At 40.2% G+C, this 14,100-nt stretch carries 10 protein-coding genes; 5 read left to right on the top strand and 5 right to left on the bottom strand.

The features are described from left to right. Positions 1–66 precede the first annotated feature (66 nt). The gene (locus PSH54_RS10840; protein ID WP_004586461.1) at positions 67–1,368 is read left to right on the top strand and encodes a DEAD/DEAH box helicase; all 1,302 of its coding nucleotides are present in this window, start codon (positions 67–69) and stop codon (positions 1,366–1,368) included. A gap of 126 nt (positions 1,369–1,494) precedes the next feature. On the opposite strand, the gene PSH54_RS10845 is transcribed toward PSH54_RS10840, so the two are convergent. Then, the gene (locus PSH54_RS10845; protein ID WP_024031796.1) at positions 1,495–3,102 is read right to left on the bottom strand and encodes an NAD(P)/FAD-dependent oxidoreductase; all 1,608 of its coding nucleotides are present in this window, start codon (positions 3,100–3,102) and stop codon (positions 1,495–1,497) included. A gap of 192 nt (positions 3,103–3,294) precedes the next feature. Here PSH54_RS10845 and fdxA point away from each other — a divergent pair, with 192 nt between their 5' ends. From fdxA to PSH54_RS10865, 4 genes are all read left to right on the top strand, one after another. Beyond that, positions 3,295–3,618, top strand: a complete 324-nt coding sequence (gene fdxA, locus PSH54_RS10850; RefSeq protein WP_024031795.1) for a ferredoxin FdxA — start codon at positions 3,295–3,297, stop codon at positions 3,616–3,618. Between the two features lie 140 nt (positions 3,619–3,758). Next, complete coding sequence (locus PSH54_RS10855) at positions 3,759–6,005, top strand: carbohydrate binding family 9 domain-containing protein (protein ID WP_273606125.1); 2,247 nt, start codon at positions 3,759–3,761, stop codon at positions 6,003–6,005. Positions 6,006–6,026: 21 nt separating this feature from the next. After that, complete coding sequence (locus PSH54_RS10860) at positions 6,027–6,485, top strand: Sbal_3080 family lipoprotein (protein WP_273606127.1); 459 nt, start codon at positions 6,027–6,029, stop codon at positions 6,483–6,485. Between the two features lie 229 nt (positions 6,486–6,714). Continuing rightward, positions 6,715–8,622 carry a putative bifunctional diguanylate cyclase/phosphodiesterase gene (locus PSH54_RS10865; protein ID WP_273606128.1) on the top strand — a complete coding sequence of 636 codons (1,908 nt, stop codon included), beginning with the start codon at positions 6,715–6,717 and terminating at the stop codon, positions 8,620–8,622. 260 nt (positions 8,623–8,882) lie between these two features. Here PSH54_RS10865 and PSH54_RS10870 read toward each other — a convergent pair whose 3' ends face one another. The 4 genes from PSH54_RS10870 to betB form a co-directional block, all read right to left on the bottom strand. Beyond that, positions 8,883–9,584 carry a TorF family putative porin gene (locus tag PSH54_RS10870; protein WP_004586454.1) on the bottom strand — a complete coding sequence of 234 codons (702 nt, stop codon included), beginning with the start codon at positions 9,582–9,584 and terminating at the stop codon, positions 8,883–8,885. 9 nt (positions 9,585–9,593) lie between these two features. Continuing rightward, a complete protein-coding gene (locus PSH54_RS10875) occupies positions 9,594–10,811 on the bottom strand; it encodes a BCCT family transporter (RefSeq protein WP_004586453.1) in 1,218 nt (405 codons plus the stop codon). A 146-nt stretch (positions 10,812–10,957) separates the two neighbouring features. After that, positions 10,958–12,625, bottom strand: a complete 1,668-nt coding sequence (gene betA / locus PSH54_RS10880; protein WP_273606129.1) for a choline dehydrogenase — start codon at positions 12,623–12,625, stop codon at positions 10,958–10,960. A gap of 10 nt (positions 12,626–12,635) precedes the next feature. Further along, positions 12,636–14,099 (bottom strand): betaine-aldehyde dehydrogenase, encoded by a 1,464-nt coding sequence (gene betB, locus PSH54_RS10885; RefSeq protein WP_273606130.1) that lies wholly within the window; start codon positions 14,097–14,099, stop codon positions 12,636–12,638. Position 14,100 lies beyond the last annotated feature (1 nt).

A 14,100-nucleotide genomic window follows, 5' to 3' on the forward strand; every position in this document is an offset into this window, starting at 1 on the left:
AACTGTTGACTCGTTTTTGCTGTATAATTTGCGACCCTTGATAAATGTGGCCGCAGGTTATACAGCATGAATTTTAAATCTTTTAGTTTTTCCCCTGAACTTATTCAGGCGTTAGACGAACTTAATTACCACACCCTTACGCCCATTCAGCGTTCAGCTATTCCGGCTGTTCGTAAAGGTAAAGACGTTTTAGCAAGTGCCCAAACAGGCACAGGTAAAACGGCTGCGTTTGCTTTACCTATCATCCAAAAATTAACTGAATCTGAGCTAAGCACAAGCAATGCTCCGCACGCGTTAGTGCTTGCGCCAACTCGTGAGCTGGCAGAGCAAATAGCAAATAACTTTAAAGCCTATGCAAAACATACCGCTTTAAAAGTAGTGAGCCTATTTGGCGGTGTTAATACCGCAGGCCAAGCAAATGCACTTAAAGACGGCGTAGATGTTGTAGTTGCAACTCCAGGGCGTTTACTTGATCATATTCGTTTAGGTAATTTAAGCCTAGCAAGTGTTAAACACTTAGTACTTGATGAAGCCGACCGTATGCTTGATATGGGCTTTATTGAAGATATGCAAAGTGTTATTAAAAGTTGTGACGAGCAGCGCCAAATTTTACTTTTCTCAGCCACTTTTCCAGCGGCTATTAAGCAGTTTGCAGCAAAAGTATTAAAACAGCCTGAAATTGTTCGCGTAGATCAAACTAATAGTACTGCAAGTACGGTACAGCATGTTGTGTACCCAGTTGAAGAGCGCCGTAAACAAGAGCTGCTTTCTGAGCTGATTGGTAAAAAGAACTGGCAACAGGTACTTGTGTTTGTAAACATGAAAGAAACGGCGGATGAGCTGGTTAAAGAACTTAACCTTGATGGTATTCCTGCCACTGTATGTCATGGTGATAAATCGCAAGGTAACCGCCGACGCGCACTTCGTGAATTTAAAGAAGGCAAAGTACGTGTTTTAGTGGCTACCGAAGTTGCTGCGCGTGGTATTGATATTGAAGGCCTACCACGAGTAATTAATATTGATTTACCATGGCTTGCAGAAGATTACGTACATCGCATTGGCCGTACAGGTCGTGCTGGTAATCAAGGCCAAGCAATTTCGTTTGTAAGCCGCGAAGAAGAAAACACCTTGTTTGAAATAGAGTCGTTAATTGGCCAAAAAATCAAACGTGTTTACTTAGAGGGTTATGAAGTAAGTAGCCGTGAAGTACTTATTGATAAAATAGGTAAAAAACCAGCGCATTTACGTCGTAGCCGTACGAATAAGCCTACAGGGCAAGCAACAGGCGAAGCACGTGCGGTAAATCGCTCACGTATTTCAAATGTGCGTAAAAGCTTAAAAGGCGCCAAGCTTACCCTTAAAAAGTAAGCTTAAAAAATTTAGCATTTATAAAAAACCTGAGGTTTACTCAGGTTTTTTTGTGCCTCAATTTAGCTCAAGGTGTAAACAAAAAAACCTCACTAAGTGAGGTTTTTGATTAATAATTTAAAAGGGTTAAGCGTTTTCTAACATTGAGAGTGCAACGGCTTCAGCCGCTTTAATACCATCAATACCTGCAGATAAAATACCACCTGCGTAACCTGCGCCTTCACCCGCTGGGTATAAACCTTTAGTATTTATGCTTTGGAAGCTTTTATCGCGCTTGATACTAATAGGTGATGATGTACGGGTTTCTACCCCTGTTAATAAACCGTCGTTTGTAGAAAAACCACGAATCTGCTTATTAAATGCAGGTATGGCTTCGCGTATTGCATCGATAGCAAACTGCGGGAGTACATTTGCTAAATCGGTGAGTTTTATTCCTGGTGTAAACGATGGTTGTACATCACCTAAATCGCCCGATGCTTTTCCTTTTAAAAAGTCGCCAATTAACTGTGCTGGTGCATCGTAGTTGCTACCGCCTAATGCATAGGCTTGCTCTTCTAGTTTACGTTGCAAATCAATGCCGGCAAGCGGGTGACCAGGGAAGTCTTTTTCAGGTGTAATACCTACTACAATGGCACTATTTGCATTGCGCTCACTACGAGAGTATTGGCTCATACCGTTTGTTACTACGCGGCCTTCTTCAGAGGTGGCGGCTACAACAGTCCCTCCTGGGCACATACAAAAGCTGTAAACTGTGCGGCCATTATCACAATGGTGAACGAGTTTATAATCAGCAGAGCCTAAAATGGGGTTACCCGCGTTAGGCCCAAAACGACACTCATCAATCATCGATTGCTTATGCTCGATTCTAAAGCCCACAGAAAACGGTTTTGCTTCTACGTAAATGCCTTTATCGTGAATCATTTTAAAGGTATCACGGGCGCTATGTCCCACAGCAAGTACTACATGGCGGGTATTTAGCTTTTCACCGTTTGAAAGCGTTAAGCCTGTTACTTGTCCATCATCTATATGAATGTCGTCTACGCGCGTACTAAAGCGGATTTCGCCGCCAAGTTCAATAATACGTGCGCGCATTTTTTCAATCATGGTAACAAGTTTAAACGTACCAATGTGCGGCTTACTTACGTATAAAATTTCATCTGGTGCGCCGGCTTCTACAAATTCGGTGATAACTTTACGCCCGTAATGTTTTGGATCTTTTACTTGGCTGTATAGTTTACCGTCTGAAAATGTACCTGCGCCACCCTCGCCAAATTGCACGTTAGACTCTGTATTAAGGGTGCGTTTACGCCAAAAGCCAAAGGTGTCTTTGGTGCGTTCGCGTACTTCTTTACCGCGCTCTAAAATAATAGGGTTAAAACCCATTTGAGCCAGCACTAAGCCCGCAAATAATCCACACGGGCCAAAGCCAATTACTACAGGTCTCTCAGTAAGGTTAGCGGGGGCGTGGGCAACAAATTTGTATGAGGTATCAGGGGCAGGTTTTACGTGCTGATCTTTAGCAAATGCGTTTAACAGCGCTTCTTCGTTATCTACTTCAATATCGAGGGTATAAATAAGTAAAATAGCCGTTTTTTTACGTGCATCGTACCCACGTTTAAACACATTGTAGCTGTGTAGCTGCGCTGGCTGTATTTTTAGTTTATCAACTATGGCTTGGCCTATAGCGTCTTCGTTATGATCAAGCGGCAGCTTTATTTCGGTTAAACGTATCATTGTTATCTCTTTTAGGTGTCTTAGCGGTAATATTATCCGCTCACAATAAGAAGTGTAGGGCACGTAATGGCTATACATTAAGGGCGCATATATTACGTTAAATTGACCGCAGATGGCACATATTTATTGTGTTTTTAATGGGGTTGGGTATGATCCTCGCTTTAAATAATTAATTACTAGGTTTAAACTATTATGGCGTTTGTGGTCACCGAAAACTGTATTAAGTGTAAATACACAGATTGTGTGGCAGTGTGCCCTGCAGATGCCTTTTACGAAGGCCCTAACTTTTTAGCAATAAGCCCTATTGATTGCATAGATTGTGGATTATGCGTACCAGAGTGCCCAGCTGAAGCAATTTACCAAGAAGACGAGCTGCCAGAAGACCAAAAAGAGTTTACCGAGCTTAATGCTGAGCTTGCATTGGTGTGGCCACGCATTGTTGAGGTAAAACCAGCGCCTAATGATGCCGATAGTTGGAATGGCGTGGCTAATAAGCTTAAATTAATTGAAACCTAGCTTTTAAATTAAGCCTTTAATATTAATTAGTTAAAAAAGCTATTGTTTTTAGTATCAAACTATTAACAAATGTACTGACTTAAATTACACTGCATAAATAAGTTTACCTTTTAAGGGTAAACACGTCTAAATGGATGTTTATGCAGTACTTAATAATTATAAAAAAACAATGCAGTGCTTTATTCCCCTTCTTATTAGCACTTTTATTTTCTAACCACCTTTATGCCAGTGAAAAACAGCAGCATTCTCTTGTACATATAAATGCAGATATTACTGTAGATGGCGTACTTGATGAACCCCACTGGCAAAATGCCACTTTAGTTCCTATAGCATTTCAAGATGAGCCTAACGAAAAGGGCACCCCACCGGTTAAAACCGATGCTTACATGTATGAAGATGGCAGCAACTTATATGTTGCTTTTGTAGCCGAAGATCCACAGCCGAGCGAAATTACAGCGTCACTACGTGACAGAGATACGCTTTGGCAAGATGATACGGTTATTTTAATTATTGACACTTTTAACGACGAACGTTCAGCTTACGAATTTTATGTAAACCCATTGGGTGCGCAAGGTGATACGCGGATGAGTGACACCGATGGCTGGCAATCAGACCCGTCTTGGGATGCAATATGGGATAGCGCAGGGCAAATTACCGACCAAGGGTTTGTGGTTGAAATGCGTATACCTTTTAAAGCGCTAAGATTTCCTGAAAATAAAACAGATTTAACATGGGGCTTTGCCCTTATGCGAAATTACCAACGTGATGTACTGTATCAGCTTTCAAATATGGGGTTTGACCGAGATATAAAATGCAGTTTATGTCAGTTTGATAAATTAAATGGTTTTAAAAATATAAAAGCCAGTAAAAATCTGCAACTAACGCCTACACTTACGGCGCTCAGAAATGATTCAAAACCTACCTTGCCAGGGCCGTGGGATAATGGCGATATAGACACCGAAGCTGGCCTTGATTTACGCTGGGGGGTTACACAAGATGCGGTAATTAATGCCACTATAAACCCAGATTTTTCGCAAATAGAAAGTGATGCGTTAGCCCTTGATGTAAATACCACCTACTCAATTTATTATGCAGAAAAACGACCATTTTTTTTAGATGGCGCATCCTACTTTAAAAGCAGTTTATTTGAACTATTGTATACCCGCACTATTGCAGAGCCTGAAGTAGGGGCAAAATTAACAGGTAAAACAGGGCAACATAGCTATGCATTTATGTATGCCGATGACAATAATAGCAATATTTTATTGCCTACAAATCAAGGCTCTGGTTTTGCAATTTTAGAGGATAAAACCCATGCAGCAGCAGCGCGTTATCAATACGATATTGGCCAACAAGGCACTATAGGGCTAAGTACGACTCACCGCGAAAGCGATGATTACTACAATACAGTGCTTTCTGTCGATGGCAGCTATTGGTTTAATCAATCAGATCTGTTGACCTACCAGGTAGCTACAACAGATTCTAAAAACTCTGATTTTTTAACAAGTAACTATAACTTATCTAAAACTCAATCTGATGAAGCGTACGCTATAGAGTTTACCCGTGATAAACGTGACTACAATTTGTTTGCCAGCTACGAAAACATAGGTAAAGACTATCGTACTGACTTAGGTTATCAAGAAAAAGTAGATTATGAGAACGTAGGCTTTGGGGGCGGGCAAACCTGGTATGCAGATGAGTCTGGCTTATTAACGTCATGGTCTTATGAGGCTGATTGGGATAAAACATGGGCACAAAATGGCGACCTACTTGAAGAAGAATACCAAGGGTTTATAACATTAAAAGGGCAAAAGCAGTCTATTTTTGAAATTGGCTTACTGCATCGTTATGAAAACTATAATGATGCTTTTTATAACCAAAATATTGGCTTTGTTTATACGGGCTTTAAACCTAAAAATAATATATGGCTTTCGTTTTATGGTGAGTATGGCAGCCGCATTGATTACGCCAATGAGCAAATTGGTGATTCGTATGCTACGCAAACACAAGTTACGTGGGATATAAACGATCATTGGCAAGTAGACGCTACGCATAACTACAGCGTTTTAGATAACCCTGAAGGGGAGCGAGTTTATACTGCTAACTTATTAGATTTTAGGCTTTATTATAAATTTAGCATGCGCGCTATGCTCAAGCTTATATTGCAATTTGAAGACATTGATAGGAATAAAGACGCCTACTACTACCAAGTTAGCCACATTAATAAAGACTATGGCAGCCAATTAGTTTACTCGTACAAAATTAATGCTCAAACATTATTTTATTTAGGCTACTCAGATAAAAGCTATCAAGACGATTCCCTAAAACACGTTGAAAGAGATCAACGTACATTTTTTACAAAAGTGAGCTATGCATGGCAACTTTAAATAACCATTAAAAGGATGAATATGAAAAAAATAAAAATAACTATCGCAGCTGCAATGGTAGCAACCCTAGCGGGTTGTGCTGCTAAGCAAGATATAACTCGCTTTGACACTGTGAAACCAGAAGTAGTATGTATAGCTGAGCATAAGGCAGTTAAAGAAGGCGTTGTCACAGCAATGGAAGAAGGGTTTGCAAAACATAACGTCAAAACACGTGTAATTGCTGCTAACTATGTATTGAAACATCAGGAGTATCAAACTGAATTACCTAATGCTGACATCGCAGGGTGTAATGCCGTTGCTTATTACGTGGCTAACTGGCATTGGGATTTAGCGTTGTACATGTCATACGCGAATATTTGGGTTACAGACGCTCAAACCAATAAAAAAATTGCGCAAGCATCTTATCGCACCGGCGGTGGTTTGGATAAGTTTATAGACGCGAAAGAAAAAATTATCGAACTAATCGATGGTATGTATTAAATACTTGTAATATTAGTTTTTTCAAACATTTTAAGCTTAAGGTTTATTTTTATTCATCACACTCTATAATTAGTTAATTATTAAGCATTAATTTATTCTTTTTGAGTACAGTTCTAAAAATTTCAATGAATAAGGACTGTGCTATGGCTTGCTTAGTACTAAAAATAGGCGATATAATCGTATTTTAGTAACGGGTTTATAGGATAAGTAATTTAGATGGATTTTGTTGATGAATAAATTTAAACCCTTAAGCGGCATTTTTTTTGTATTTATCTTGTTTTGCTTTTGTTTAAACATCGAACTAACAAACCAAATTAACCGCATTAATTTATTCAACCCTGATATAGATTTACGCCACTTTGATATTGTAGATACAACGCTCGAAATGGCGCCTTGGTATAACCCTATGCTCAATGGGCACTATTTAATACACCAGCCTTCTGCCGATTTTTTGTTAGTTAAAACTACCGACACGGAATTTATCGCTGCAAACGCAACAAAGCTTATTTTAATGACGCTAACGTCGCCAATAAACTTTATATTGGTGTGTATGGTATTGTTTGTTGGCTTTACAATTATTCGTAAAGAGCGTAAAAAAATATCTTATCAGCATCAAATTGCACAACTGAATAACAACGCTAATCAATTGCTTGTAGCCTTTAACCTACAACCCCAACACGACAACCCATCAGGGCTGGGTAATTTAAGCCAGTCAATAAACAATTTAAATACCCATGTCGCTAATTATTTAAAGCAAACACAAACAAGTATCTGCCAAGATAAGCTAACCTTGCTCATTGACCGCCATGCTTATATTGAGCATATAGATAGGCAAATAAATTTTACTGACGAAGAGCAGCTTAAATGCGCCTTGTTGTTTATTGACCTAGATGGCTTTAAACAGGTAAATGACTCGTTTGGCCACAGCTTTGGTGATGAAATTTTGGTGCAGGTTGCTACGCGCTTAGCCAACGTATTACGCCATCATAAGTTAAGTAATATTAACGAGGCGAATCAGTTAGAGCAAAATTTATCACGTTTAGGCGGTGACGAATTTTCAATTTTTATTGAGTCAGTAGATACCGATAATAAAGTGGTCGATATTGCTAAGCACGTACTCAGTGAACTTGAAAAAGACTTTGTACTGGGTAATAAAATAATAAAAATTAGCGCCAGTATTGGTATAGCGGCGTACCCAGAGAGCGCATCAACCCCACAAGCATTATTGCAATTGGCCGATGTGGCAATGTACCGTGCAAAAAGCGATGGTAAAGGCATTTTTAAAGTGTACTCCCCAGAGATGGGTAATAAAATGCGCCGCTATCACTATTTATTAGAAGAGCTGCGTTTGGCGGTTGCGTGTAAAGACTTTTACTTATCTTTTCAACCTATCGTGCATGTAGAAGATTGCATGATAGATTATTTTGAAGCGCTTACACGCTGGGAACATCCTATAGAAGGGATGATTTCACCGGCGGAGTTTATACCTATTGCCGAAGAGTCTAACCTTATTTTAGAGCTTGGCGATTGGATTATGCATGAGTCGTGTAGGCAAATGGCAGCATGGCATAATGCCGGTATGCGCAAAGTAAAAATTTCGGTTAATGTATCGGGTGTGCAACTAAAACACCGCTCAGTGTACGATTGGATAATGAAAAACCTAAAAAACACAGGGCTGCCATCGCATTCTTTAATGCTAGAAATAACAGAGTCTACGTTTATTAAAGCCAGTAAAAGTATGATTGAAGAGCTTGAACGGCTTCGTGCAGAAGGTGTGACAATTGCTATTGACGATTTTGGTACCGGCTTTAGTTCATTAAGTACATTGGCTGATTTGCCCATTGATGTAATAAAAATAGATCGCTCGTTTATCTCTCAAGCCGATAAAAGTCCAAAGTATAATGACATCCTTAATACGATTAGCGAGTTAGGTCAAAAGTTAGGACTTAAAATAGTGGCTGAGGGCGTAGAAGAAATCGAGCAGTTTGAACTTGTAAAACGCATTGGAGTAAGCTCTGTGCAAGGCTATTTGGTTAGTCGCCCTCAATCATCTATCAATGTGGGTAACAAAGTTTTACGTAAAAATACGGCTAACTTATCTGCAGCGGGCACCAGCGCGTGGGAAATAGAAAGTTAGAGCCTGTTTATTATAGGTAATTTAATAGCTTATGTAGGGTTTTAGGCCCATGCTATGGTATTAAATTGCCCCTACCGATAGCGATTAACTTGAGCATTCACTGGTGCAGCTATTCAGGCCGCGAAATGTTAAACCCTATATTGTGCTTAATTGCCCCTAAATAAAACTAAGTTCTTTAGGACTACAGCCTTAAAATTTAGTAAAAAAAATGCCACTTTTAAAAGTGGCATTTTTGTTTGTAGAATCTAACAGCTACAATTTTATAAATCGAATGTGCGTGATATAGCAAGTACTATACGCTCATCAGCGTAATCGTAATCTAGGCTTGTGTCTTCAGCAGCAATCTCAATACCAAAGCCTTCGTAGCTAGTTTGGTACGCTAGGCGGTAATGTTTGTATGATTTCTTTTGGTTTACATCCCATGCCCATTTTTCGCCATCAAGCGAATTAGAAATATCAAAGCTTGCACGAATGGCATGATTCGGGGCAATTTCAAAGGTGTGGGCAATCATAGAAATAACATGGCCAGCGCCTGTACCAAAGTAATCCCAGCTATACCAAAAGTTTAGCTCTGTTTGACCATACTCACTTGCATAGCCAAATTTTGTGTAGGCTTCGGCGTAGTTACCGTCGCTGTTATTACCTTGGTATGTGTAATAAGCAATACCGTAATCAGCGCTAACCGTGTCAGTTAATTGCACGTATTTACCTAGGTAGGCATCAAGTTCAAAATCAGTGTCATCACCAAAATCTACATTAGATGCCCATGCACCTGCGTACACACCGCTGTCGAACGCGTAATCAAGGCTTGCTTGAATTGCAGGGTCGTTATCAGTTTGTGTTACACCGTTAAAAGTATAGTCAGATGCTGCTGTAATGGTTGTTGACCAGTTAGCTGACACCGTAGTTGATAAAAGAGCGAAAGGTAGCGCTACTGCTAGTTGTTTTAGTTTGTTATTCATTGTTGATCCCTAATGTACAGTTTCTATTTTTGTGTAATCTATTTTGTTTGCTTTTGGCGAACTGTCTATATTGTTAACCGTTTTAAATTTGCTGTAGCCAATAAACGCAGCACAACCAAAAAACAGTGCAATTACTAACGCGCCAACCCATTGAATTTGTAAAAACTCAAGCTTAAACAATAGGGTTAGTAACGAAAGGGCAACAATATTGAGTATCATATAGTTCATTTTACCTAAACGTTTAACCGTTAAGTTAAGGTTATCTGTGTATAAGCGTATTAATGAATCAAGCGAATTAATAACAAACACTATCCCAACAAATACCATGGCAAAGTTTTTAATACCCGCTGTTGAAATACCCATTTCGTGGTAGTGATAAAGTACGCTAAACCAAATCGCAATCGGAATAGATGGAAATATCAACATTGCACCTAATACTTGGTATGTTTTAAGGCCGCCTACAAAACGAGACGTAAATTGACCAATCATAATGCTCCACGCAAACCACCAAAATAGATAAAATTCATGGTAGTCATTAAGCGGTAAAACAAACTGATTTATATTGGCAAAGTAAGTACCAATTTCAGCAAGGTTATTGGTAAATGCCGACATTTCGCTGTCACCAACGACAAAGGCACCTGCCCACATAAAGGCAATTAATGCGATAAATAACCACGTTGTAGAAATACTTAAAAAGCGCACGTATTTAATATCTGTACTTGAGTACACAGCAAAGCAAATAGCTGCAAATACAATAAAGTAGAAGGTAGGTATAACGCTCGAACCATCGCCTAGCTCTGGTAAGTACCAGGGTAAGTTAGAAAGCAGTAGGTAAGCCGTAAAGGCACATGTGCCAATAATAACTACGTTATTAATGAACTTAACCCATGAAATTTCGAAAAATTTAACTTTGGGCTCTATTACACAGAAATAAAAGCACGTAAGAAAGTAAAATCCCCAGATCAAGAATCCCCAATAGCCAAACTCAATAGCCAGTGGGTTTGCAAACGCGTATTCTGGGCTTGCTTTTATGTCTGCATAACCTGCAAATTCGGTTAATGGAAACATGATTAGGCCAACGTCTAGGCCTGAGGTAAATAAGATTGCGATAAAGGTAAAAGTTCTCACTGGTGTTACGCCTACTACGCGTACGTTACCCCATTTAAATAAAATAGTAATAACAGCAAGTAGCGTAAATATAATGCCAGCACTAAGCCATATAGTCATTATCGCCCTCCCAAAATGAATAAAAGTAACTCATAAGTTCTCCGTTTTTGTTTTATTACTTGCACAAACACCGCGTAACCAATTTACGCCGTGAGCCACTGCAAGTTGAACGTGCCCTACATAGTGTTAGGCACGTTATGGCTTAATTAAATCTCGCTATTACGTTGCGATGTTTGCCAATTACTGCTCATGGCAACGTTTACCGATGCCTGTGTAAGTGGGGTTTTACCTAAAATTAGATCAGCTGCTTTTTCTGCAACCATAATTGTAGGGGCATTTAAGTTGCCATTTGGCACCGTAGGGAAGATTGACGAGTCAACAACACGCAGCCCTTCAATACCGTGAACTTGGGTATTAGAATTAACCACGGCCATGTCATCTTCGCCCATTTTGCAAGAACAAGACGGGTGATAGGCACTTTCTACTGCTTGGCGTACAAAGGCATCTATTTCTTCGTCGGTTTGAATGTGCTTACCTGGTTGAATTTCTTCATCGCGGTAGTCATCAAATGCACTTTGCTCAATAATGTCGCGAGTTAGGCGCACACACGCTCTAAAACCTTCAATATCGTCTTTATGCTGTAAGTAGTTAAATAAAATTTTTGGCGGTTGCTCAGGATTAGCTGATTGAATAGTGACACTACCACGGCTTTTAGGTTTGTTATGACCTACATGCACCTGAAAACCATGACCCGCAAATGCACTGCGCCCATCGTAGCGCATCGCCGCTGGTAAAAAGTGGTACTGAATATCTGGCCATTCAACGTCTGGTTTTGAGCGAATAAACGCACACGACTCAAAGTGGTTTGTTGCACCTAAGCCTTTTCGGGTCAGTAGCCATTTAGCGCCAATTAAGCCTTTTGAAATAAGACCTAATTTACCGTTTAAGGTAATAGGTTGTTTACACTTGTACTGAAAGTAAAACTCAAGATGATCTTGTAAGTTTTGACCTACGCCTGGTAAATGATGCTTTACCTCAACACCGGCTTCTTCAAGTATGGCTTTATCGCCAATCCCCGAAAGCTGTAAAATATGAGGTGAGCCAATTGGACCTGCACTTAATACAACGTCTTTAGTCGCATGCGCCGTTTTAAGAGTGCCATTTACTGTGTACTCAATGCCTGTGGCTTTTTTGCCTTCTAAAATCACTTTTTGTGCTAAAGCACCTGTAATAACTGTTAGGTTACTGCGTGATTTTACTGGGTCTAAATACTCGCGCGAGGCCGAACTGCGCACACCGTCTTTAACAGTCATGTGCATCGGGCCAAAGCCTTCTTGCTGAGCTGCGTTGTAGTCGCCTGTGTGTGCATACCCTGCTTCTACACCTGCTTTTATAAAGGTGGTGTAAAGCGGGTTTTGCATTTCGTTACCGTTATTAACGCCAAGCGGGCCTGTGCCACCACGGTGCGCATTTTCACCTAAATAAAAGCTTTCTGCTTTTTTAAAGTAAGGTAAGCACGACTGATAATCCCAGCCGTTAGCACCGTGTTGCTGCCACTCGTCAAAATCTTTCGCGTGGCCACGTACATATACCATGCCATTAATTGATGACGAACCGCCTAACACTTTACCGCGTGGGCAGTGCATTTCTCGGTTATCTAAATACGGCTCTGGTTGAGTGTGAAATTGCCATGCGTATTTATCTGTATTCATAGGAATAGAGAGCGCAGTTGGCATTTTTATAAATATACTTTTATCGCTACCACCGGTTTCTAGCAATAGCACTTTATTGTTTGTATCTTCAGATAAGCGATTTGCAAGTACACAACCTGCAGAACCGGCGCCAACAATAATATAGTCGTAAGTGTTACTCATAGTTGCCACCTTAAAACGGACTTTCTATGTCGGCCATGCCCACATAAATAGACTTAGTTTGCGTATAATGATCAAGCGTTTCTATGCCATTTTCACGGCCAATACCTGATTGCTTGTAACCACCGACAGGCATTTCAGCAGGTGAATTACCATAAGCATTAATCCAACAAATACCGGCTTCTAATTGGTGAATAACACGGTGTGCACGTTTAATATCGCTAGTAAATACGCCTGCAGCTAAGCCAAGGTGTGTACCATTTGCACGGGCGATAACATCGTCTTCGTCTTCAAAAACAAGCACGCTCATAACTGGGCCAAAAATTTCTTCTTTAACAATAGTCATGTCATCGTTGCAATCGGTAAATACCGTAGGTGCTACAAAGTAGCCATTAGGCGCTGATTCAGGAGAAAGAGTTTTACCGCCAGTAAGTAGTGTTGCACCTTCGGCCAAGCCACTTTCTATGTAGCTCATTACCAATTCTTGATGCTTTTTAGAAATTAATGCCCCAAAGTTAGTATTTAAATCTTGTGGGTCGCCGGCAATAATATTTTGCTCAGTACGTGTTTTAAGCTCATCAATAAATTGTTGATAGACATTTTTATGAACATAAATACGGGTACAGTTAGTACAAATTTCGCCTTGCGTATAAAAGTTACCTAGCATGGCAGCACTGACTGCTTGCTCAATATTGGCATCTTCAAACACTAATAAAGGTGATTTACCACCTAATTCCATTGTTACGTCTTTTAATGTACCGGCAGCGCTTGCCACTACTTTTTTACCTGTGCCTACTTCACCAGTAAACGACACTTTGTCTATTTCACTGTGAGAGGTTAACCACTGACCTACATCACCCGCACCTTGCACAACGTTAAATACGCCGGCAGGTACGCCTGCTTCAACAAAAATTTCAGCTAGTTTAATAGCACCTAAAGGGGTTTCTTCTGAAGGTTTAAAAATAAACGCATTACCTGCGGCAAGGGCAGGGCCCGATTTCCAACATGCAATTTGCAGCGGGTAGTTCCATGCACCAATACCAGCACAAATGCCTAGTGGCTCTTTGCGGGTATAGTAAAAGTCTTCGCCAACCATTTGCTGCTGGCCAACTTGCGCTGGTGCTAGGCCTGCAAAGTATTCAATTACATCTGCGCCTGTTTCTATATCAACGCAGTTAGCTTCTTGCATTGGTTTACCTGTATCAAGCACTTCAACTAAGGCAAGCTCATCATTACGCTCACGCAATAAAGCAACCGCTTTTAATAAAATACGGCTACGTTCTATTGGGCTCATTTTTGACCATTGAGCAAAGCCTTGTTTTGCACTTTCGATAGCCGCGTTTTGAATAAATTCGTCGGCTACTTCTACCGAGTAAATAACTTCATCTGTGGCTGGGTTTTTTACATCAAAAGTTTCACCACTTTGGTTTGCAAGGAAGTGGCCGTTAATAAAGTTTTGATAGACAGGTGTAGTCACG

Origin of the sequence: Pseudoalteromonas sp. Angola-30 (assembly GCF_028599215.1) — a bacterium.
Lineage (GTDB): Bacteria > Pseudomonadota > Gammaproteobacteria > Enterobacterales > Alteromonadaceae > Pseudoalteromonas > Pseudoalteromonas atlantica.